The 23,037-nt window shown below is 70.2% G+C and carries 15 protein-coding genes and 1 pseudogene; 9 read left to right on the forward strand and 7 right to left on the reverse strand.

Annotated elements, in window-relative coordinates; all coding sequences use genetic code 11:
• Positions 1-326: pseudogene (locus ACWDN5_RS38115) on the reverse strand (Crp/Fnr family transcriptional regulator); the annotation flags it as partial.
• Positions 327-796: 470 nt separating this feature from the next.
• On the opposite strand from ACWDN5_RS38115, the gene ACWDN5_RS38120 reads away from it, so the two are divergent.
• Together ACWDN5_RS38120 and ACWDN5_RS38125 are read left to right on the forward strand one after the other, a co-directional pair.
• A complete protein-coding gene (locus ACWDN5_RS38120; protein ID WP_310977635.1) occupies positions 797-1,561 on the forward strand; it encodes a bestrophin-like domain in 765 nt (254 codons plus the stop codon).
• Positions 1,558-2,865, forward strand: coding sequence for a DUF6923 family protein (locus tag ACWDN5_RS38125; protein ID WP_449679692.1), 1,308 nt, complete (start codon positions 1,558-1,560; stop codon positions 2,863-2,865). The genes ACWDN5_RS38120 and ACWDN5_RS38125 overlap by 4 nt, the downstream gene beginning before the upstream one ends.
• 4 nt (positions 2,866-2,869) lie before the next feature.
• Here ACWDN5_RS38125 and ACWDN5_RS38130 read toward each other — a convergent pair whose 3' ends face one another.
• Positions 2,870-3,886 carry an autoinducer 2 ABC transporter substrate-binding protein gene (locus ACWDN5_RS38130; protein ID WP_449679693.1) on the reverse strand — a complete coding sequence of 339 codons (1,017 nt, stop codon included), beginning with the start codon at positions 3,884-3,886 and terminating at the stop codon, positions 2,870-2,872.
• A gap of 260 nt (positions 3,887-4,146) precedes the next feature.
• Between ACWDN5_RS38130 and ACWDN5_RS38135 the strand changes: the two genes are divergently transcribed.
• Positions 4,147-4,599 carry a DUF4396 domain-containing protein gene (locus tag ACWDN5_RS38135; protein ID WP_310977632.1) on the forward strand — a complete coding sequence of 151 codons (453 nt, stop codon included), beginning with the start codon at positions 4,147-4,149 and terminating at the stop codon, positions 4,597-4,599.
• A 39-nt stretch (positions 4,600-4,638) separates the two neighbouring features.
• On the opposite strand, the gene ACWDN5_RS38140 is transcribed toward ACWDN5_RS38135, so the two are convergent.
• The 3 genes from ACWDN5_RS38140 to ACWDN5_RS38150 form a co-directional block, all read right to left on the reverse strand.
• Positions 4,639-5,874 carry a glycoside hydrolase family 88 protein gene (locus ACWDN5_RS38140; protein WP_449679694.1) on the reverse strand — a complete coding sequence of 412 codons (1,236 nt, stop codon included), beginning with the start codon at positions 5,872-5,874 and terminating at the stop codon, positions 4,639-4,641.
• A gap of 207 nt (positions 5,875-6,081) precedes the next feature.
• Positions 6,082-7,296 carry a hypothetical protein gene (locus tag ACWDN5_RS38145; RefSeq protein WP_449679695.1) on the reverse strand — a complete coding sequence of 405 codons (1,215 nt, stop codon included), beginning with the start codon at positions 7,294-7,296 and terminating at the stop codon, positions 6,082-6,084.
• A 329-nt stretch (positions 7,297-7,625) separates the two neighbouring features.
• Complete coding sequence (locus tag ACWDN5_RS38150; RefSeq protein WP_449679696.1) at positions 7,626-10,571, reverse strand: AfsR/SARP family transcriptional regulator; 2,946 nt, start codon at positions 10,569-10,571, stop codon at positions 7,626-7,628.
• Positions 10,572-10,683: 112 nt separating this feature from the next.
• Here ACWDN5_RS38150 and ACWDN5_RS38155 point away from each other — a divergent pair, with 112 nt between their 5' ends.
• The 3 genes from ACWDN5_RS38155 (at position 10,684) to ACWDN5_RS38165 (ending at position 14,683) form a co-directional block, all read left to right on the forward strand.
• Positions 10,684-11,340: a hypothetical protein gene (locus ACWDN5_RS38155; protein ID WP_310977627.1), complete on the forward strand. Its 657-nt coding sequence runs from the start codon at positions 10,684-10,686 to the stop codon at positions 11,338-11,340.
• Between the two features lie 29 nt (positions 11,341-11,369).
• Positions 11,370-12,941: an alkaline phosphatase D family protein gene (locus ACWDN5_RS38160; protein ID WP_310977626.1), complete on the forward strand. Its 1,572-nt coding sequence runs from the start codon at positions 11,370-11,372 to the stop codon at positions 12,939-12,941.
• Positions 12,942-13,201: 260 nt separating this feature from the next.
• The gene (locus ACWDN5_RS38165) at positions 13,202-14,683 is read left to right on the forward strand and encodes a glycoside hydrolase family 28 protein (RefSeq protein WP_449679697.1); all 1,482 of its coding nucleotides are present in this window, start codon (positions 13,202-13,204) and stop codon (positions 14,681-14,683) included.
• A 242-nt stretch (positions 14,684-14,925) separates the two neighbouring features.
• Here the strand turns inward: ACWDN5_RS38165 and ACWDN5_RS38170 are convergent, their stop codons facing one another.
• Entirely contained in the window at positions 14,926-16,113 is a 1,188-nt protein-coding gene (locus ACWDN5_RS38170) for a glycoside hydrolase family 88/105 protein (protein WP_449679698.1), read from the reverse strand.
• A gap of 351 nt (positions 16,114-16,464) precedes the next feature.
• On the opposite strand from ACWDN5_RS38170, the gene ACWDN5_RS38175 reads away from it, so the two are divergent.
• Entirely contained in the window at positions 16,465-18,237 is a 1,773-nt protein-coding gene (locus ACWDN5_RS38175; RefSeq protein ID WP_449679699.1) for an alpha-L-fucosidase, read from the forward strand.
• A gap of 50 nt (positions 18,238-18,287) precedes the next feature.
• Here ACWDN5_RS38175 and ACWDN5_RS38180 read toward each other — a convergent pair whose 3' ends face one another.
• Entirely contained in the window at positions 18,288-19,511 is a 1,224-nt protein-coding gene (locus ACWDN5_RS38180) for an amylo-alpha-1,6-glucosidase (protein WP_449679700.1), read from the reverse strand.
• A 62-nt stretch (positions 19,512-19,573) separates the two neighbouring features.
• On the opposite strand from ACWDN5_RS38180, the gene ACWDN5_RS38185 reads away from it, so the two are divergent.
• Both ACWDN5_RS38185 and ACWDN5_RS38190 read left to right on the forward strand, forming a co-directional pair.
• Positions 19,574-20,710 (forward strand): ROK family protein, encoded by a 1,137-nt coding sequence (locus ACWDN5_RS38185; protein WP_449679701.1) that lies wholly within the window; start codon positions 19,574-19,576, stop codon positions 20,708-20,710.
• Positions 20,711-21,014: 304 nt separating this feature from the next.
• Entirely contained in the window at positions 21,015-22,946 is a 1,932-nt protein-coding gene (locus ACWDN5_RS38190) for a S53 family peptidase (RefSeq protein WP_449679702.1), read from the forward strand.
• The last annotated feature ends 91 nt before the right edge of the window (positions 22,947-23,037 follow it).

A 23,037-nucleotide genomic window follows, 5' to 3' on the forward strand; every position in this document is an offset into this window, starting at 1 on the left:
TCGGTCAGGACGTCTTCGTCGTCGAAGCCGCGCAGCGGGGCCAGCTCGCCCAGTTCCGGGGGGATGACGCGGACCTGGGCGCCGGTGGTGGTGAAGGTGACCCGCCCATCCCCGACCGCATAACTCAACCGCCGGTTGACGCGATAAGACCCAGCCGCCACCTCGACCCACGGCAGCACCTTGAGCAGCCAGCGGGAGGAGATGCCCTGCATTTGCGGGACCGACTTGGTCGTCGTGGCCAGGGTCCGGGCCGCCGCCCGCCCCAAGCTCGACGGCGCCTGCTCGGATTCCACCTGCTCGGATCCCACCGGGTCGGTGACAGTCACAACGAGGACCACCCAATCATTCGCGTTCGGCACGTGCCCGCCCCAGCCGGCACGCCGGTCATGACCTGCTATTCCCTGATATGCGCGGTTTCGTCGCGCCGCGAAATCAACATAGCAACCGCGACTGCCCGCACAATGACACGATCGGGTCACCGGGTTAATGGCCGGGCCGCCGCTTGATCATTTTCCGATGATGTTCGACGACCGTGGTCACGGCCTGTTCGCGGACGTCACTCGGTCGAGATAATTCCTGCTCGGCAGCGCGGTCCACGGTCGCCCAGCGATACCGCACCACCGGTTGTACCCCCTCGCAACTGCGCCGAATCGGCGACTTTCGTGATCCTCGTGCGGCCAGCAGGATGAATTCCGCCCTTTCTGTTGTCCGCCCGTAAATGGGTGACTAACTTGAGCGGTCCCGGACGCGGAATGCCGGGCAGTGCTTCCCGCGCTTCGCGGGCGAAAGGACCCGGATGAACATCTTCGTGGCCGGCAGTCTCTGGGTGGCCGGCGCGGCCGTCGTGGCGGGCGTGATCGCGTACCTGGTCCGCCGGTTCGGCTGGGACGAGGGCCGGCCCGACAACAACGACGCGGCGGGCCAGGTGTTCACCATCGTCGGCGGGCTGCACGCGGTCCTGGTCGCCTTCGTCCTGATCTCGCTGTTCGACTCGGTGAGCGAGGCGAGCCAGAACGCGCAGACCGAAGCCGACAGCCTCGTCGCGGCCACGTGGGCGGCCGACGCGCTGCCGGGCGAAACGAAGGACCGGGTGCACCAGCTCGCCGCCGCGTACGCGCGGACGGTCGAGGAGCAGGAGTGGCCGCGCCTGGCCGACGGCGGCCCGGTGCCGACCACGGGCGCGACGCAGCTCGACCAGATGCGCGAGGCGGTGGCGGCCGCCCCGGCCGAGGACGACTGGCTGCTCGACCGCAAGACCGAGGCGAGCAATCAGCTCTGGTCGGTCTACCAGGCCCGCGAGCAGCGGCTGGCGCACTCCGGCGCGGACGGCGTCGGCGCCGTCGTCTGGTTCGCCCTGATCCTCGGCAGCCTGATCACCGCGATCCTGCTGCCCAACCTGTTCGGCGGCACCCGGCTCGCCGCGCACATCATCATCGTGTCCACGCTGGCCGGCACGATCACGTTGCTGCTGTTCGCCATCTACCAGCTGCAGAACCCGTTCAGCGGCGGCGCGAAGGTGGCGCCGGAGGCGTTCACCTCGGCCCTGGAAAGGCTGGCTTGACCGGCACGCGGGCCCGCTGGGCGGCGATGCTCGGCGTGGCCGTGGCGGTCTCGGCGCTGCTGGCGGCCACGGGCTGGCTCGCACCGCCGTCGGCGAAGGAACCGGCCCAGGCGCCGGGCGCCTGCACGGTCCTGCAGGCGGAGAACGAACGCGCCGGCGCACCGACGACGTTGCGGCTGCTCTCCCTGCCCGGCGGGGTGACGCGGCGGGTGAGCCAGGCCGGCTACTGGATCAACGCGATGGGCTACTCCGCCGCGCAGGGTGTCGTCTACGGCGTCGCCGACGGCACCCGTGCCGGCCGCTACCCGGGCGCGCACGCGGTGCGGATCGACACCGCCGGCATGGTGACCGACCTGGGCGTGATCGGCCGGGCCGGCGCGCGGAAGCCGGTGTGGAGCCCGGTCACCGGCGCCACCGCGGGCGCGATCGACGGCGACCGCTGGTACGTCCGGCAGGGCAGCGATCTGTACACAGTGGACATCGACCCGGCGGCTCCGGACTACGTGCGGGTGGTGCACCGGACGGCGCTGCGGCCGGTGTCGCTCGCCGTCGGGGTCGACGACTTCGCCTTCGACCCGGCGGACGGGCTCCTCCACGGCGTCTCGGCGACCTCGCGCGGGGACGGCTCGGTGGTCACCCTCGACCCGTCGAGCGGGAAGGTCGCGGTGGTGCCCGGGCTGAAGTTCCCCGAGGGCGGCGCGTATGGGTCGGTGGTGCTCGCGCCCGGCGCGATCTACGCCACGGCCAACCGCGACGGGCAGCGCAGCGTCACCTACCGCCTGCCGCGCGACGGCTCGGGCCCGGCCACCGAAGTCGCTTCCGGGCGGCCGCTGGTGAGCGGCGACGCGGCGGGGTGCTTCGCCGAGGCACCCGCACCCCTGCCCCCACCGCCGCCGACGACCCCTCCCGGACAGTCGTCACCCCCGCCGACGACGCCTCCGGGGCAGTCCTCGCCCCCGCCGACGACGCCTCCGGGGCAGTCGTCACCTCCGCCGCCGCCCCGGACCGAGCCGCCGGCACCGGAGCCGTCACCCCCGCCGCCACCACCGGTGGAGCAGCCCGTCGTCGTGCCGCCGACCCCCGTGCCGGCACCCCCGCCGCCGGTGGTCACGCCGACGACGTCCACCCCGGCCCCGCCGCCTTCGCCGCCGACGACACGCCACGCGCGTCCGGAGAAGAAGACCCAGGTGGTCGTCCAGGACGCCGGGCACCGCACCGAGCAGAAACGGCGCTGGGGGCTGACGGCGCTGATCCTGGTGCTCGGCGGCGGCGCGGCGGTCGGCCACGTGCGCCGGCACCGGTGAGGGGTCAGTACTTGAACTGGTCGACGTTGTCGGCGGTGATGAGCAGGGGATCGCCCAGCAGGACGGTCTTCGTCGCGTCGTCGTACTTCACCGCCGGCAGCTCCAGGCTCACCTTGTTGACGGCCTGGAGCGGCTTGCCGTCGGCGACCTGCTTCGCCGTCCACGCGGTCAGGTAGCCCAGCGACTCGACGTTCCACAGCACCGACTGCGAGCACGAGCCCTTGAGCAGGTACGGCTTGATGGCCTGCGGCGTCCCGACACCGACGGTGAACACCCGGCCGATCTTCTGCTCGTCGTCCACCGCCTTCGCGACGCCGGGCGCGGACGTCGTGCACTCGCCGATCAGCCCGGTCAGGCCGGGGTGGCCGGCCATGAGCTGCTTGGCGAGGACGGTCGCCTTGTCCGTGTCTTCGCCCGCGTACACGGTGTCGACCAGCTCGGCCTTCGGATAGCGCGTGGCCGCGTACTCCTTCTGGACGGCGATCCACGAGTTGAGGTTCGCCGCGGCCCGGCCGCAGGAGACGATCGCGTACTGGCCGGTGCCGCCGGTCTTCGCCATCAGCGCGTCGACGAGCGCGGTGCCGATGCCCTGCGCGCTCGCCTGGTTGACGAACACCTCGCGCTGCGTGCCCGGCGCGTCGGTGTCCGAGGTGAGCACGTGGATGCCCTTCGCCCTGGCCTCGGCGATCACGCCCGCAAGCGCGGCCGGGTCGTTCGGGGCCACGACGATGACGTCGACCTTCTTCGCGATCAGGTCGCGCAGGATGCTGACCTGCGCGGCCGGGTCGACCGTCTCCGGGCCGGTCGAGTGCCACACCACGCCGAGCTGCTTCGCCGCTTCGAGGCCGCCGTTGTCCATCGCCTGGAAGTACGGGATGTCGCGGACCTTGGGCACGAACTCGATCCGGGTCGGCGCCGGCGCGGGTGCGCTGTCCAGCTGGTCCGAGCAGCCTCCCAGCGCGAGCGCCGCGACCAGGGTCGTCGCCGCGACCAGCCGGAAAGTCTTCGTCGGCCCTCGCATCTCCACCCGTTCCTCAGGAAATTCGATCGGTTCGATGGGTCTGCGCGTGGTGGAGACCAAGGGCGAACGTAGGGCCCCGGGTAACTGTGGTCAACGGGATGTGCGCAAAGGGTTACGGAAGTGAGTTCTGTCTCGGGTGGTCCCGGAGGTGAATGCCCTGGCCGGACGCTTTCGATCACGCTCCGTAGTAGCCTGCCTGCTTCGGGTGGTGTGACCCGGGAGACGTGCGACGGGTACCCCCTAGGGGTATAGTCCGAGTCATGAGCGAACAGCACGGGGCTTCGTGGGCGACGGCGATCCAGGCGACTCTGCACTGCCTGACCGGCTGTGCCATCGGGGAGGTGCTCGGCATGGTGCTGGGCACGGCGTTCGGCCTGCACAACGCGGCCACCGTGGTCCTCTCGATCGCGCTGGCCTTCGTCTTCGGGTACGGCCTGACCATGCGGGGCGTCCTGAAGTCGGGGATGAACTTGCCGGCGGCGTTCAAGGTCGCGTTGGCCGCGGACACCGTGTCGATCGCCGTGATGGAGCTGATCGACAACACCGTGGTCGTGGCGATCCCGGGCGCGATGGACGCCGGGCTGGCCAGCCTGCTCTTCTGGCTGGCGCTGGTCCTCTCGCTGGCGATCGCGTTCGTCGTCACGGTGCCGGTCAACAAGTGGATGATCGGGCGCGGCCTCGGGCACGCCAAGGTGCACGCGCACCACCACTGAGCAGGGCGTCCGGGGAGGTGGCGGCCTCCCCGGACGCCGCTACACGGCGGACAGGTCGACCGCGCGGTCGACCTTGCGCCGGTCGAGCACCCGCAGGATGCCTTCCAGCAGGTAGTAATCGGCGTAGGGCAGCGAGACCTCGACGCCGTCCTCGGCCGGGCGGTTGCGGGTGCAGCGGGCGACACTCGCCTCGGCGCGGGTGGACTTCGTCGTCAGGCACGTCCGCGACACCGCGGTGAGGATCCGCAGCGCGCTCTCCCGGTACTGCGGGCGGTGCGTGAGCTCGGCCAGGTCCAGCAGGCCGCACGCCATGATCACGCCGGCGGATGCGTCCTTGACGTCGTTCGGGGCCTGCGGGGCCAGGTAGTCCCACACCGGGACGTGGTCGGCGGTCAGCCGGGACAGCGCGAAGTCCGCGAGCCGGCGGGCCGTGGTCAGGAACTCCGCGTCCCCGGTGCGCCGGTGGATGGTCGTGAACCCGTAGACGCCCCAGGCCTGCCCGCGCGACCAGCACGACGTGGGGCTGTAGCCCTGCACGGTGTTCGGCCCGATCGGCGCGCCGGTGACCGGGTCGAAGTCGAACACGTGCGGCGTCGACCCGTCGGGGCGCAGGAAGTTCCGCTGCGCCGTCTTCGCGTGCGCGACGGCGATCTCGAGGTACTTCGGGTCCTGCGTCTGCGCGCCGGCGAACGCGAGCAGGTCGAGGTTCATCATCGTGTCCATGATGACGCGGCCGGCGTTGTTCGGATCGGACAGCGCGCCCCAGGCGCGGATGAACCGACCTGCCGGGTTGTAGCGCTTGATCAGCGACGACGCCGCTTGGATCGCGCCCGCTTTCCACTTTTCGTCGCCGGTGAGCCGCCAGGCCGTCACCCACGAGGGGTAGAAGAGGAAACCGAGGTCGTGCGTGCCCGTGTCGTTCTGGCGCGGCGCGAGTTTTTCGGCGGACGCCAGCGCGAGGGTCTTGAATTGTTCCTCGCCGCTGTGCAGCCAGGCCAGCCACAACTGGCCGGGCCAGAATCCGCCGACCCAGTCGCCGTTCTGCGAATAGGTCCATTTCTCGAACTTCGTGCCAACCGGGAACGCGGTGACGCCGGGGGCCACCGCGCGGAGCTTGGCCACCGCGTAATCGGCCGCTTGGCGGAGCGTCCGGGTGGCCGAGGCCAGGTCGGAGGGTTCGGGGGTGGCCGCCGAAGCGGTCGTCGAGGTGCTGGCGCCCACCGCCACCGCGGCACCGGCCGCGGTGGTCAGCAGGGTTCTCCGGGAAACGCTCACAGGTACCCGCCATTCCGTGATTTCGTGATTCCGTGGGAGGGAATTTTGGCACGCACGGCGGGGCGTTGTACACCCGGCGGGGGTCTGTTCACGGTTGTGAATTATGTGCCGCTGAGTGGAATGGCGCGGAAATGGGCGAAGGCCCGGCGGGGGACACCGGGCCTTCGCCGTTGTCGCGGGTGAGGGCAGTCAACCTCGCGACGGTTTTCAGCAGTGCGGGGCGACCGGCTGGTCCGAACCCGTCTGCAGGTAGGTGTCGGACACGTAGTGGCCCGGGCCGATCCGGTCCCAGATGTTGCTGGTGCCGAACTTGCCGGTGACGGTGTCACCCTCGACGTAGCATTCGATGTTCACCTTGGCGTAGTTCGCCGCCAGGCCCTTGATGGCGGCCGAGGTGCTCGCGCTCGCCCGGACGTTCATCGGGTCGCCGGCCGTGCTGACCACCCCGGTCGGGCCGGAGCCGGTCCACAGGTAGGTGACGTTGACGTTGCCGTTGTCGGACATGCCGAGGCCGTCCCAGAAGACGCCGTCGGCGAGGTCGATGCCGGCCGGGTTCTGCACCTTGTAGCCGAGGCCGCTCTTGCCGCCGTTGTAGCCGTTGTAGTAGGCGGCGTACGCCTCGGGCTGGCCCTGCGGCAGGTCCTTGAACTTGGTGCGCACCGACGACGGGTTCCAGTAGTCGTCCTGCTCGTTCCACGGCCCGATGTCCCACACGGGCGCGTACTCGCACTTGCTGCCGTCGGTGCGGCAGACGCGCACGGAGTAGTCACCGGTGCCCTTGGGGGCCAGTCCCTTGCCGGACGGCAGCGCGACGAAGTGGTCGCGGCTGGTGATGATGTGGCCGTTGGCCGTCTTGCCGCCGATCAGGCCTTCCCGGGTGCCGTACACCTTGTAGGTCAATTCGGTGCCGGCGGTCAGGGCGTTGGCCTGCGGGGCGCTGTCGGCGCTGAGCTTGACACCGGTGACCGACGGGCGCACGCCGTCGGTGGTGCTGTGCAGGCTGATCCGCACCTGCACCTCACTGACGGAGCTCTTCAGCGTGGTGCCCGCGGGCGTCCACTCGGTCCAGTCGTTCACGCCGGTCCGGCCGCGGACGTCGACGTCGACCGACGTGCCCTTGGGGGTGTCGGCGGTCAGTTCCGCGCTGACGCGGTTGGCGGCCGAGCCGAGCTTGTGCTCGGCGGTGGTCAGGCTGCCCTCGCTGCCGGCGAACACCCGGGCGGTTCGGTGCCAGGCGGCGTCGGCCAGGGTGAGCGTACCGCCCGCTCCGGTGACGTTGACGTCGTTGCTGTCCACAGTGGACAGGTCGGCGGTCCAGTTCGTGGTGGTGGCGGCCTGGGCGGGGGCTCCGGCCAGTGCCGTCACCGCCCCGGCGGCCAGAACCGCCGCGGTCACGCGGCCGGCCATCTTATTCCGGATCATCCCCGGTTCTCCTCTCGCATCTGCGTTTTCGAAGGTGCGAGAAGGTTGACGGGGGTGCGTACATGATCCGTACAACGAGATTGTGCGGTTCGTTTGGTGGTTGCTTTCCCTGCGGGAGCTTTCCCCTGCCGGGGGCTTTCCCTGCGGGGCCTCCCTGCCGGGGGCTCCCCCGCCGGCCCGAACGCCGGATTGTTCAACGGCCGACAGGCTGTGTCAAGGCGGGAAAGATGCCTTGACACAGCCTGTCGGCCGCTGAGGGCGGCTGCGTATCGGTTCGGCAGGGGGGTGTGGCCGGGGGCGGTCGTTGTGCGCGGGCTGCCGCGCCGAGCTCAGGCTGAAGCGATGTGCGGGCGCTCCGCCGACTCCTCCAGCACGACCGTCGGCTCCTTCGGGCGCGTTGACAGCTCACGCCAGATGGCCAGCGCCCTCTCCGAGTAGTCCCGCGAGCGCTCCGGCTGCGACAGCGCCCTGTGCAGCTCCCCGAGCAGCTGTGACACCTCGGCCTCCGACCTCCGATCGCCATTGCGCCTGTGGACCGCCAGGGAGTTCACCAACAGCAGCTGCGCGTGTGCGAAATCTCCGCTGTGCAAACACAACTCGCCCAGGTTCTGGTTCGCGTACCCCACGCAGTGGTCGTCGCCGAGGTCTGTGAAGATCGCGATTGCCCGGTCCACGTGCTCGCGGGCCGCCGCCAGGTTGCCCTGGTGCTGGAACAGCAAGCCCAAGCGCTTGAGGGCGTGGGCCTCTCGGTGACGGTCGCCGATCGAGGCCGACAGCTCCAGGGCGTCCGTTATCCAGCGCCTTGCCGCCGCGTAACAGCCTCGGGACATCCACACCGCTCCCGCGCCCAGGCGGGCCACCGCCTCCCCGTTCGGGTCGTCGGCCTCCGCGAACAGCTCCAGTGCCTCGTGGCAGTGGTCGAGAGCCAGGTCGTCGTCGCCCTCGATGCGCAGGATCGTCGACAGCCCCGTCAGTGCGACGGCCACCCCTTGGGCGTCGCCGACCGCATCGAACAGCTTCTTCGACTCCTCGAACGCCACCCGGGCCTCGGCGTACTCGTCCTGGTACAGCAGGTACTGCCCGAGGTTGCGCTGGACGATCGCCTCGGCGCGGGCCGAGCCCGTCCTGCGGGCCGCCGCCAGGGCCACCAAATGAGTGCTGTGCCAGTCGTCCTGGGGGCCGCGGAGGTCGAAGTACGGCGTCAGCGCCGAAGCCAGCTGCCACGCCAAGTCGTCGAATCCGTGCTGGGCGGCCAGCGAGACCGCCGCCACCGTGGTGTGGCGCTCGGCTGCGAACCACGCCGCCGGGTCCTCGGGCAGGACGTCGAAAGGCACCGCGGGCCGCGGTAGCTCGTCGTCGCAGTACGCACCGAAGAAGTGCAGCGGCATCCGGCGCGCCGCCTCGAGTGCCAGCCCCAGGTAGCCCTCCAACGCCCGCCGCAGGCCGGCGCGGGTCTTGGCCGCGTCGCTCCGCTCGGCCAGCTCCACCGCGTACACGCGCAGCAGGTCGTGCAGCCGGTAACGGGGCTGACCTGCCGAATCGGAACCCACCAGCTCGACGAGGTGGCCGTCGACCAGCACGTCGAGGACGTCCTCGGCCTCCCGGCGGCCCAGCACGGCCGCGACCGTCCACGCCGGGAACTGGACCGGCCCGAGCAGGCCGAGCCCGCGGAAGGCCGTCGCCGCCGACATCGGCAGCAGGTCGTACGACAACGTCACGCTCGCGCGGACGGCGAGGTCGCCGACGCGCAGCTCGTCGAGCCGGCGGCGCTCGTCGCCCAGCCGGTCCGCCAGCAGCCGCAACGTCCAGCCCGGCCGGTGCGTCAGCTTCGCGCCCGCCACCCGGATCGCCAGCGGCAGGTGCCCGCACTGGCGCAGGATCGCCGCGGCGCTCTCCGGCTCGGCGGCCACCCGCTCGCCGCCGACGATGCCCTCCAGCAGGCGCGCGGCCTCGGCCTCGGGCAGCAGGTCGACGTCCACCGGCTTCGCGCCGGCCAGCCCGGGCAGCCGGATCCGGCTGGTCACCAGCACCGCGCACGCCCCGGCCCCCGGCAGCAGCGGCCGGACCTGGGCTTCGCTGCCGGCGTCGTCGAGCACGACGCACATCCGCCGCCCGGCCAGCCGCGACCGCAGCAGCGCCGAGCGCTCGGCCAGCTCGCGCGGCAGGCCGGCGTCGGGGATGCCCAGCGTGCGCAGCAGTTCGGCGAGCACGCTCATCGGCGCGCGCGGCGACGACGACGTGCCGGCCAGGTCGACGTGCAGCTGGCCGTCGGGGAACTCGTCGCGGACCGCGTGCGCGACGCGGACGGCGACCGCCGACTTGCCGACGCCGGGCGCCCCCGACAGCACGACCACGGCGGGCGTGCCGGAGTCCGCGCGCTCCCGCAGCAAGGTGACGACGTCGCGGATCAGCGCGTCCCGGCCGGTGAAGTCCGGCAGGTCCAGGGGCAGCTGGCAGACCGGGGCGACATCGGCGGGACGGGCGGGGGAGAGCACGTTCTCGGGGACGAGGGTCGCGCGCAGCTCGCGCAGCCGGGCACCCGGTTCGGCGTCGAGCTCCTCGCGCAGGACCCGCTCGGCCGACTCGTACGCCTCGATCGCGTCGCCGGTCCGGCCCGCGGCGCGCAGCGCGACGATCAGCTGCGCCCAGAGTTCTTCACGCAGGGGGTGCTCGGTGACCAGGCCGCGCAGCTCGGCGATGGCCTCGCCGGAACGGCCGAGGCCGATCCGCGCGCGCAGGCGCTGTTCCTGTACCGACAGCCGCAGCTCGGTGAGCCGGGCGACGGTCGCGCCCCAGCTGTGGTCGTGCGGCAGGCCTTCGAGGACTTCGCCGCGCCACAGCGCGTCGGCCTTGTCGAAGAGTTTGAGGGCGCTCTCGGCTTCGCCGCCGTCGAGCGCTTCCTGCGCTTCGCCGGCCAAAGCGGCGAACGCGAGGTGGTCCAGTTCTTCCGGCGACGCGGTCAGCAGGTAGCCGGAGGCCCGGCTGCTGATCCGCTCGCCCAGGTCGGGGTGGATCTCCGCGAACCGTCTTCGCAGGGAATGGACGTATGTGCGGATGTTCGCCGCGGCCGATCGCGGCGCCGATTCCGGCCACAGCACTTCCACCAGCACGTCGGTCGACACGACGACGTTCGGCTGCAGGGCCAGCGCGGCCAGCAGCAGCCGGGGCTTCGGGCCGCCGAGGGCGATCACCCGCCCGGCGGCGGTGACCTCCAGCGGCCCGAGGACGCGAATGGTAAGCGAGGTGGTCTCAACCTGCCCGATGAGTTCCCCCATGTCCCGGACTCTAGGACCGTCCGGGCGCACCGGCTAGATCCATTCGGAGTGTCCGAGCGCACACGGGCGCCCTTTGTACGGAACGTGTACGGCGAAGACCGACGCTGCCGGCATGAAGCGATCGATCCTCCGGCGCATCGCCGGTACCGGCCTGACCCTGGCCGCGGTCGGCGCGCTCCTGACCGGCGGCGCGATCGAGGCGTCCGCGGCGGCGAGCGGGACCGTGAAGACCGCGGGCGACCCCCTCAACGTCCGCCGCGCACCCACCACGGCCGCCACGGCGGTCAAGACCGTCGCCAACGGCGCCACCGTCGCCATCGACTGCCAGGTCAACGGCTCGTCGGTGACCGGCCCGTACGGCACCGGCACGTTGTGGGACTACGTGCCCGCGCTCGGCGGGTACGTCTCGGACACCTACGTCTTCACCGACTCCGACACGCGGGTCGCGCCCGACTGCGGCGTCGGCTCGGGCAGCGGCCAGTGCGCCGACGCCTGCGCGGGCGAGGGGCAGTACCGCTCGTCCGACTCGCACTTCCTGGTCTACGACACCGACGCCGACGGCTATTCCGCCGTGGTCGCCTACTGGCTCAAGGGCGGCGCCGGGCCGTTCTACGTCTGGAACTCCGGCGGCGAGGGCACGAAGGTCGACAAGGCCGTCACGGTCCCGCACGGGGGCTGGGTCTTCTACAAGGTCTGCGTCGCGAACTACACGACCGCGAAGCCCGACCTCAAGTCCTGCAGCGACGGCATCACCGACTTCGCGGCCTGACCGCGTCCACCACGAGAAAGGGTTTTCCCATGGGTCAGGTCAACCGGCGCAAGGTGCTGCTCGGCGGGCTCGCCGCGGTCACCGCCACCGCCGCTTCGGCGGCGCTCCCGTCGTGGGCGAACGCCCGCACCACGGCCGCCGCCCCCGCCATCCACGATCCCTTCCAGCTCGGCATCGCCTCCGGCGACCCGCTGCCCGACAGCGTGGTGCTGTGGACGAGACTCGCTCCGGCGCCGCTCAACCCGGACGGCTTCGGCGGCATGCCGGACGCCACCTACGCGGTCGACTGGGAGATTGCGAACGACGCGGCGTTCAGCTCGATCGTGCAGCGCGGCTCGGTGGACGCCGTCCGCGCGTCCGGGCACAGCGTCCACATCGAACCGACCGGGCTGCAGCCGGCCCGCGAGTACTTCTACCGGTTCAAGAGCTCGGGCTACATCTCGCCGGTCGGCCGGACGCGCACCGCGCCCGCCGCCGGGGCCGCGGTCAACCAGCTCAAGTACTGCTTCAGCTCCTGCCAGCACTGGGAGGAGGGCTACTACCACGCGTACAAGGGCATCGTGGCCGACGACCCGGACCTCGTGCTGTTCCTCGGCGACTACATCTACGAGAAGAAGTCGGGCCGCACCGCGCAGGAGCGCAACCCGCGGAGCCTGGCGTTCACCGAGGACGTCACCACGCTCGCGCAGTACCGCGCCCGCCACGCCCAGCACAAGACCGACGCCGACCTGCAGGCCGCGCACGCGATCGCGCCCTGGATCGTCGTGTTCGACGACCACGAGGTGATGAACAACTGGAACGGCACCACCTCGCCGGCCACGGCCGCGCGCAAGGCCGCCGGGTTCCAGGCCTTCTACGAGAACACCCCGATCCGGTCGACGGCCAAGCCGAACGGCGCGTCGATCCAGCTCTACCGGCAGTTCCTCTGGGGCAACCTGGCCCGCTTCCACATGCTCGACACGCGCCAGTACCGCAGTGCCCAGGTGCCCGACCCCTCCGGTGACGCCGGCCCGGCCTGCGCCGACATGCGCAGCACGTCCCGCAGCATCCTCGGCGCCACGGAGGAGGCGTGGCTGCTCAAGCAGTTCGAGTCGCACCCGGCGACCTGGGACTTCCTCGGGCAGCAGGTCTTCTTCGCCACGCGGGACTCCGACGGCAACAAGGCCACCTGCGAGAGCAACGACTCCTGGCAGGGCTACGAGGCCTCCCGCAACCGGATCCAGCAGGGCTGGGTCGACCGCAAGGTCGCCAACCCGGTCGTGCTCACCGGCGACGTCCACCGGCACTGGGCCGCCGACCTGCGGCTCGACTACTTCGACCACAGCGACCCGGTGATCGGCTCGGAGCTGGTCACGACGTCGGTGACGAGCAACAGCGACACCGCTTCGCCGCCGAGCGCGGCCTGGTACGCGAACAACCCGCACGTCAAGTACTGCAAGGGCGAGCGCGGGTACGTCCGCGTCACGACCACGCCGTCGCAGATGCGGGCCGACTTCATGACGACGTCCGACACGAGCGTGTACGACCCGGCGTCGGTGGTGATCAAGAACGACGTCAGCTACGTGGTGCAGGCCGGAAAGGCCGGGCTCCAGAAGGTTTGAAACCACGCTGCGTGACTCCCGATCATGGCGGATTCACATGGCGGACCGTGAAAAACGCACGGGGCTCCCGGGCCCGGTGAAGGTAGACTCCGAGAATCCTGAATGGACACCGGCTCCATCGACCACGGGGACCCGCGCCCGACTGGGGGTGGCGCGGGTCCCCAGGCCCGTCGATCTTGACATTTCGTTCGTGCGACTCGTAATCTGGGTGTTCCGCCGTCATGCCGAATTCTTCGAATCCATGACAAGGCGGTTCCACGGTGAAAAAACTCTTGCTGATCACCTTCGCGGTGGCCGGGCTGGTGGTGGCCGGCGCCGGCGTTTCCACCGCTGCACCCGGCGGCGTCTACGACGTCAAGGACTACGGCGCCAAGGGGAACGGGTCGGCCAACGATTCGGCCGCCATCGACAAGGCGATCACCGCGGCGAACGCGGCGGGCGGCGGCACCGTGCGGTTCACCTCCGGCACCTACAAGTCGGCGAACACCGTTCACCTCAAGAGCAACGTCACGATCCAGCTCGACGCCGGGGCCACCATCACCGGGTCGAGCGCGGACACCTACGACAAGCCCGAGTCGAACCAGTGGGACGACTACCAGGACTACGGCCACAGCCACTTCCACAACGCGATGTTCTACGGCGACAAGCTGACGAACATCGGCTTCACCGGCGCGGGCACGATCGACGGCGGCGGCAACCTCATCACCGGCAACCCGAAGTCCGGCGAGGCCGACAAGATCCTGTCCCTCACCCGGTGTGACGGGCTGACGCTCTCCGGCGTCAAACTGCGCCGCGGCGGGCACTTCGCGGCGCTGATCAACGGCTGCACGAACGTCGTTTCCGACCACCTGACCATCGACACGGCGAGCGACCGCGACGGCTGGAACATCATCAGCACGACGAACGTCACGATCACGAACGCTTCGATCGCGGCGAACGACGACGCGCTGGTGTTCAAGAGCGACTACGCGCTGGGCGCGAAACTGCCGAACGGGAACGTGACGGTGACGGGTGCGAAGCTGTCGGCGGTCTGCTGCAACGCGCTGATGTTCGGCTCCGAGACGTGCGGCGACTTCACCGGCTACCACTTCTCGGGCATCACGATCACCGGCGCGCACAAGTCCGGCATCGGCATCGTTTCGATGGACGGCGCGAAGATCTCCGACGTCCACTACCGCGACATCACGATGTCCGGGACGTATTCGCCGATCATGATGAAGATCGGCACGCGCAAGCGCTGCGGCAACAACCCGGGGGTCGGCTCGATCAGCGGCATCACGTTCGACAACATCACCGGCACGCACACGGGCAGCAACTTCAGCCCGACGATCTGGGGCGCGGACAGCGGCCACCGGGTCTCCGACGTCACGTTCACCGGCGTGCGGCTGAACGTGCCGGGCGGCAACGGAACGATGGGAACGGGCGTCCCGAGCAACACGGCGACGGACTACAATCCGAAGAGCATCGGCACCCGCCCGGCGTACGGCTGGTACCTGCACTACGCGGCGGGCATCCGCTTCGTGAACAGCTCGGTGGAGTTCGCCAAGGACGACGGCCGCCCGGCGAGCATCGTCAACAACAGCTCCGACATCACGTTCGACCACTTCACGGCGGAGAAGGGCTCGAAGAGCCCGTTCGACATCGGCTTCCAGTCGGTGACGGGCTATTGCGTCAAGGACTCGGCCACCACGTCGGGTGCTGCCCTGCGGATCAACACCTCGAGCTCCACCTCAACCTGCTGACGTCACCGAGGCCCCTTCCCGCAAGCGGGAAGGGGCCTCACCCGTGATCGGAGGGTCGACACGCGTGATTGGAGGGTCATCACCGTGATTGAAGGGTCGACACGGCCGGACTCGCCGGGCCCCGCCGTGTCGACCCTTCAATCACGCGTGTCGACCTCCCGATCACGCGTGCTGCCCCTTCCCGCACACGACGAAGGGGCCCCGGCTGGTTGGCCGGGGCCCCTTCTGCGGCGTCGTGGTGGTCAGTGGGAGTACTGCTCGTTCATGATCAGGAACGCGCCCAGGCCGTGGAAGTCGTTGGTCTTGCGGGCCCGGGCGTAGTAGTACGACAGGTCTCCGACGTTGGTGCCTTCGCAGATGTCCGTGATGTTCGTCAGCCCGTCCGAGCCGAGGGACACCTTCTTCAGCACTCCGGCGTACCCGCGATCCGCCACCGCCTGGTAGGACGCCGGGAGGTAGCCGCGCTGGACGCCGCGGGCCATCGTGAACGTGTACATCGAGGACGCCGACGTCTCCAGCCAGTTCTTCGCGTCGCCGCCGCGGTCGACCACCTGGTACCAGCGGCCCGTCGAGGCGTCCTGGTAGCGCTGGTAACCCGCCGCCAGGAAGCGGATGACGTCGACCAGGGCCGCCCGGCGCGGGTGGTCGGCCGGCAGGACCTCGAGGATGTCGATGGTCGCCATGCCGAACCAGCCGATCGCGCGCGCCCAGTGGTACTTCGAGTGGTGCCCGGATCCGGACGCCCACGACTCCGAGCCGTCCTCGTCGTAGGCGTGGTACAGCAGGCCCTTCGCCGGTTCGCGCAGGTGGCTGAAGTACACGACGATGTTCTTCGCCGCCTCTTCGAAGCAGTAGCCGCCGTCGCCGAACGCCGCGCCGTACAGGGCGAGGAACGGCTGGGCCATGTAGACGCCGTCGCCCCACAGCTGGCCGACCTTGCCGGTCGCGTGGAACATGCCGCCGTCGGACGTGCGGGGGTAGGACGGGAACCGCTTGCGCAGCTGGTCGGCCGCCGTCTTGTACTTCTTGCGGCCCGTCTCGCCGTACAGCAGCGGCAGCATCTGGCACGAGCGCATCGAGTCCAGGTTGGTGAAGCTGTTGGAGATGCCGCTGTCGGTGATGAACCGGTCGTACCAGGCGATGATGTAGTCGAGGTACTTCTTCTCGCCGGTGCGCTTGTAGAAGAGGTACTGCCCGTAGAGGTAGAGGCCCAGGGTGTAGCCCCAGCCGCCGATCTTGTCGGGTGTGTAGCGCTTCATCGTCGAATCGATCACGGCACGTGACCAGTCCGGCGGCGGCGCCGCGCCGCCGATCGGGGGCAGCTGGTCCGCCGCCCGCGCCAGGGGACCCGCCGCGGCGAGTGCGCCCAGGGCGCCGAGCGTGCCGGCCAGGACCGCGCGCCGGGTCGGGCGAAGGGGATGTTCGGACATCGTCGTCCCTTTCGTGCACTGGCCCCGCGACGCGGTGAAAAGGTGGCCGGGATGCCGATCCGCCGTCCGTCGGCATCCCGACCAGCTCTGGGGGGCGCGGCGTGCTGCCCGTGTCGCCGGAGCGATGGTCTGGTGAGCGAAAGCGCTCTCGGGGAAACATCTACTCGCCTCCCGGAGTCGACGTCAAGAGAGATCAGATCTCTTGCGTCATATATCAGATATTTAACCCGAACGGCGGCAACATCGATGTACCGGCCAGCGAAACTCCGCGGAAAGGTCGGATGTAAGTCTTGACCAGCGCTGTTCGTGAGGAGTACACCACCGGGTGGACCAGACCACTGGAGGTCGTCAATGGCAGACAGGTTCCTCCGCAAGGTGCTCGTCGCGTGCGCGGCGGCGCTGGCGGTGTCCGGGCTCATCGCCGCGCCGGCTTCGGCCGATCTGCAGAAACCCTCCCAGCAGTGGCTGCGCGACAGCCAGGCCGGGCTGTTCCTGCACTGGGGCATGCGCACGGCACCCGGCTACACCAGTTGCAGCGCCTGGGAAAAGGCGATCACCGACGGCGGGTGGAGTCCCGCCTACTGGGTCACCGAAGCCGAGAAGCTGCACGCGTCCTACCTCGTGCTCGCCTCCTTCCACAGCCGCCTCGGCTACTCGCGGGCCTGGCCGTCGAAGATCCCCGGCAGCTGCAGCACCAAGCGGGACTTCCTCGGCGAGCTGATCGCCGCCGCGAAGGCCCGCGGGCTCAAGGTCATCCTCTACATGACCAACGACGCCCAGTGGCACGACGAGGGCGGCCACGAGTGGCTCGACTCGGCCGGTTACTCGAAGTACAAGGGCAAGGACGTCGACCTCGACAGCCAGAGCGGCTTCGGCCAGTTCAGCTACGACAACTTCTTCGAGGTCATGAAGAACTACCCGGACCTCGGCGGCTTCTGGATCGACAACGACAACGCCTACTGGGAGTCGCACGACCTCTACCAGCAGATCTACCAGCAGCGCCCGGACTACCTGCTGAGCAACAACAACGAAGACACCCCGATCATGGACACGATCAGCAACGAGCAGAAGACCGGCATGACGCCGTCGTACGACTACCCGCAGGCGACGTACACGGCGATGCCCCGGCTCACCGAGGCGTGCTTCAAGCTCCCCGACACCGGTTCGTGGTGGTACGGCGGCTCGAACCCGCCGGTGAACAAGATGCTCAACCTCGGCCGGCTCATCACGAACTCGGGCTCGTCGATCAAGTCGCTGATGGCGGAAACGGCCATGGTGAACGGCAGGTTCCCGGCGAACCAGGAATCGTTCAACAACTTCGCGAAGACGTACCTGGACGCGATCTGGGAGTCCCTCGGCGGCACCGAAGGCGCCGGGTACATGTACGGCGGCATGCAGCCGGGCTTCTGGAACGACGGCGCCCACGGCGTCATCACCATCAAGGGCGACACGCAGTACGTGCACGTCCTGACCAAGCCGTCGGGGAGCACGCTCAAGATCCGCGACAACGGCTACCGAGTCCGCCGCGTCACGAACCTGCGCACCGGCGCGGCGATCTCGTTCAGTCAGGGCGGCGGCAGCCTGACCCTGACCGGACTGTCCGGCTGGGACGCCTACGACACGGTGTTCAAGGTCGAAACGGCCGGCCGTACCGGCACGTACGACCCGAAGACCGTGACGCTCAAGGCGAGCGCGTCCGCCAGTGGCCACAGTGGACAGGCGGCGAGCGACGGCAGCTACCTGACCTACTTCGACAACAACAAGACGCTCCCGGTCAACCTGGACTACGACCTCGGGGCGGCGAAGAAGGTGCAGTACCTCGGAATCAACCAGCGGGAGGACTCGGTCAGCTACGCCCGGTCGGACAGTGAACAGTCGGCGCGGATCAAGGCGTACAAGGTGTTCGTGTCGAGCGACGGCAAGGACTGGGGCAGCGCGGTGAAGTCCGGGACGCTGCCGAGCCACCGCGGCGTCCAGTTCGTCGACCTCTCCGCGGTGACCGCCCGGTACGTCCGGCTCCAGGTGACGAGCACGTACGCGGCGTCGAGCGACAGTTCGCGCTACAAGCGGCTGCGGATCGACGAGACCTGGGTGGGCTCGGACTACGCAACCGCGGCGGGCTGAGCCGGACAGACCGCCCAGCCGCCCCCGAACGCGGCTGGGCGGCCCGTTCCTCAGGTCCGCTCGGCCAGCAGGTCCACGGTCAGCGCCGCGGTCCAGCTGAACGAGCGGGTGCCGTGCCCGGCCCCGGTCAGCGGGTCGACGTACTCGGCGAAGCCGGTCTGCGCGGCCGTCTCGACGAGGTCCTCGCGCAGCCGGGCGGCGAGGGCGGACTCGCCGTGACGCAGCAGGCCCTGCCGGACCAGCCAGCCGACGTTGAACCAGGACGGCCCGCGCCAGTAGCGGCCCGGGTCGAAGCCCGGCGCGGTCAGGTCGTAGCTCGGGACGCCGTGCACCCGGCCGAGCCGGAAGCGCGGGCCGGTCGCCGTCTCCAGCAGGGCCGGGGCGACCGCCAGGTCCGGCAGCACGAGCGGCAGCAGGCCCGCGCACGTGTATTCGCGGATCAGCGAGCCGGTGCGGACGTCCCGGGCGAAGAAGAAGCCGTCGTCCCACAACGTTTCCTGCAACGCCTTTTCGAGGCGGGCCGCGGCTTCCCGGTGCGCGCCCGAAGGCAGGCCGAGTTCCTCGGCGATCTCGGCCAGCGCCAGCTCGGCGTCGGCCAGCAGGGCGTTGAAGCCGGGATCTTCCACGACGAACTCGCCGGCGTCGGAGTAGCCGCTGTCCCGGTAGGCGGCGGCGAGCCGGACGTACCGGCCGTAGTCGTCGTCGCTCGGCCGGTCGCCGGCCTCGCCGTGCTCGAGGTCGCGGCGGACGAACCCGGTGGCGAGCGGGACCCGGGACAGGGGCTCGTCCCAGGCCGGGCTGTTGTCCATGCCGGACTCCCACGGGTGCACGATCGCCACCAGCCCGCGCCCGCCCGCGTCGCGGCCGGTCCGCAGGTAGTCGTGCCAGGCCACCAGCTTCGGGTACAGCGCGGCGAGGAACTCCCGATCGGGCGCGGTCTCGTGCACCGCGAGCACCGCGCGGGCGTGCACCGGCGGCTGGACCAGGCCCGACGTCCGCCCGGCCTGCCAGAACGACGGCCCGGGGAAGTACGCCTCGGGCGGTGTCCCCGGATCGAACACGATGTGCGGGACGCGGCCGTCGGCCCACTGCGCTTCGAACAGCGTCACCAGCTCGCGCCGCGCGCGCTCGGGGGAGAGGTGGCGCAGGCCGAGGGTGATGAAAGCGGAGTCCCAGCTCCACTGGTGCGGGTAGAGCCCGCGTGAGGGCACGGTCGACGCGCCCAGCCAGTTGCCCGCCAGGACCTCGGCCGCACGCCCCCATGTTACGTTCATATGTCCAATCTATCTCCGACTTGTGTCTTGTCAATGGACAAAAGTCCGAAGGGGGCCGCGGGATGACCAGCGCCGGCGAGCTGTTGCGGCTGGTCCGGACGGGGGAGGCGACCACGCGGAAGGCCCTGCAGGGACGCAGCGGGCTGTCGCGTTCGACGCTGACCGCGCGCCTGGACCGGCTCCAGGCGGCCGGGCTGCTCGCCGAGGGCGGTCAGGAGGACTCCACCGGCGGCCGCCCCGCGCGGCAGCTGCGGTTCGACGAGCAGCACGCCGTCGTCCTCGCCGCGAGCGTCGACACGACGCACGCCGAGGCGGCCGTCACCGACCTGGCCGGGCGGGTCCTGGCCCGCCGCGCGGGGGAGCTGCGCGTCGCCGACGGCCCGGAGCCGGTGCTCGACCGGATCGCGGAGTGGTTCGAGAAGCTGCGGGCGTCGGTGGACCGGCCGGTGTGCGGCGTGGGTGTTTCGGTGCCGGGCCCGGTGGAGCCCGGTCGTGCCCGGGTGACGCAGCCGCCGATCATGCCGGGCTGGGACGGCTACCCGATCGACCACCACCTGGGCGCGCGGTTCGGCGCCCCGGTGCTGGTGGACAACGACGCGAACCTGATGGCGCTGGGCGAGCACCGCGCCCGCTACCCGGACTCGGCGGCCCTGGTCGTCGTGAAGGTGTCGACCGGCATCGGCGCCGGCCTGGTCCTCGGCGGCGAGGTGTACCGCGGGATCGACGGCGGCGCGGGCGACATCGGCCACATCCGCCTCCCGGAGCACCCGGAGGCGCAGTGCCTGTGCGGTTCCCACGGCTGCCTGGCGGCCGTCGCCGGCGGCGGGGCGCTGGCGGCCCGCTTGACGGAGCTGGGCCTGCCGACGGCGTCGGGTTCGGGGGTCCGCGACCGGATCGCGGCGGGCGAGCCGGCCGCCATCCGGCTCGCCGAAGTGGCGGGCCGCCAGGTGGGGGAGGTGCTGGCGACGCTGGTGTGCGTGGTCAACCCGGGAGTGGTGGTGATCGCGGGGGACCTCGCGGAGCCGCACTTCGTGGCGGGTGTCCGCGAGGTGCTGTACCGGAGGGCGCTGCCCCGGGCGACGCAGAACCTGCGCGTGGAAATCGGCGGCCGCGGCGAAGGAATGGCACTGGCCGGCGCGGTCGCGATGGTCGTCGACGCGGTGTTCGCCCCCGCGGAGGTGGACCGGCGGCTGGCGTGACGGCCGAACTGCCGTCACCGCCGGACTGTCCCGAGTGGACGGAGCAACCTACTTTGGTAGGTGGCGCCCGCCCGGGTCGCGTGGTCCGCAGCCCCGGCACGAATCGGACCAACCGCGCATCGAACACCATTCCTCGCGTTTTCGCCGCGACAAATCGGATTTCCGTACCACCGTCAACGCCCGGCGAATTCCTGGCCAGATAACGGTTCCGCAAGCACTTCCGCGCGAGTGGAACACCGATCTAGTCTCACCCGGTGTTCCAAGGCCCATTTTCTGGGGGCCGCATTCGAAGAGGGAGATTTCTGTGCGAAGAAGCTCCACCCTGCTCCTTTCGCTCGCGGTGGTGGGTGGCCTGACCGGCACCCTGCCGGCGACGGCGTCCGCGCAGGGGCGTCAGGACATCCCGCAGTCCCACCCGTTGTGGGCGAACGCGCAGGCGAAGGTCGCCGACACGGCGCCCGCCGCGAAGCTGAGCTTCCGGGTCTACCTGAACCAGCGCGACAACGCCGGTGCCGAGGCGCTGGCCCAGGCCGTTTCCGACCCGGACAGCAAGGCCTACCGCCAGTACCTGAGCCCAGACCAGGTGCGTGACCGCTTCGCGGCCAGTGACGCGACGGTGAACGCCGTCAAGGCGTGGCTGACCGGCAGCGGCTTCAGCATCGGCGAGATCCCGTCGAACAAGGCGTACGTCGAGGCCACCGGCACCGCGGCCCAGACGGAGAACGCGTTCGCCGTCGACCTCGGCAAGTACCGGGTCAAGGGCCAGACGCTGCGCGCCGCCGACAAGAACCTGTCGGTGCCGGCGAACCTGGCCGGGGACGTGCTCGGCGTGGTCGGCGTCGACCAGGCGACCAACCTGTTCAAGCCGGACCACGCGACCGGCTCCGGCACGCCGTCGGACGTCGCGCCCGGGCCCGGGTTCCGCAACGCGCCGCCGTGCAGCGCCTACTACGGCGAGAAGATCGACACCACCGATCCCGCCTACAACGGCAAGCAGCTGCCGTACGCCCCCTGCGGCTACACCCCGGCGCAGCTGCGGTCGGCCTACGGCATCGACAAGGTCGGCGCCGACGGCAAGGGCACCACGATCGCCATCGTGGACGCCTTCGCCTCGCCGACCATCTACGCCGACGCGAGCACGTACGCCAAGAAGAACGACCCGGCGCACCCGCTCAAGCAGAGCCAGTTCAAGCAGCACGTCTTCCCGGCGAACCCGGTCCTCGAGCCGCCGGACCAGTGCGACGCGGCCGGCTGGTACGGCGAGGAGACCCTCGACGTCGAGGCCGCGCACGGCCTCGCACCGGGTGCGGACATCCTCTACGTCGGCGGCGAATCCTGCGAGGACAACGCCCTCGACGTGGCGCTGAACTACGTGATCGCCGGCCACAAGGCCGACATCGTGTCGAACTCCTACGGCGACACCGGCGAGGACATCCCGGCCGACGAGGTCAAGGTGTTCAACCAGATCTCGCTGCAGGCGGTCCTCGAGGGCATCGGCGTCTACTTCTCCTCGGGCGACAACGGTGACGAGGTCGCGCGCCTCGGCACGCCGTCGCCGGACTTCTCCGCCTCGGCGCCGTGGATCACCGCGGTCGGCGGCACGTCCATCGCCATCGGCAAGGACGGCAAGAGGATCTTCGAGACCGGCTGGGAGACCAGCAAGTCGACGCTGACCAACGGCGTCTACGGCCCGGCCGCCTACACCAGCGGTTCCGGCGGTGGCACGAGCCGGCTGTTCGCGCAGCCCTTCTACCAGAAGGGTGTCGTGTCGGACGCGCTGGCGAAGAAGAACCAGACCGGCAACAACAAGGGCCGCGTGGTCCCGGACATCTCCGCGGTCGGCGACCCGAACACCGGTTTCCTGGTCGGCCAGACGCAGACCTTCCCGGAGGGTGCGCACTACGACCAGTACCGGATCGGCGGCACGAGCCTCGCGTCGCCGGTGTTCGCCGGCATCATGGCGGTGGCCGACAGCTTCGACCACTTCCACCACGGCTTCATCAACCCGGTGATCTACAAGCTGACGTCCCGCACGCCGGCGATCACCGACGTGAAGCACGTGGACGCCGCGGTGGCTCGCGTCGACTACGCGAACTCGGTCGACGCCTCGGACGGCCTGCTCCGCTCGGTCCGCACGCTGGACTACCAGGGCCTGACCATCCACACCACCCCCGGCTACGACGACGTGACGGGGCTCGGCACGCCGAACGGCCTGCTGTTCCTGCTGCTCGTCTAGGTGTGATGTCCAGGGAGGTTGGTCAGCCGGGTGACCGGCGGCTTGCCGCCGGTTGAGCTGTGGGGTCGATGGTGATTGTAGAAGTGCAGCC

The organism is Amycolatopsis sp. NPDC003731 (genome assembly GCF_053586895.1).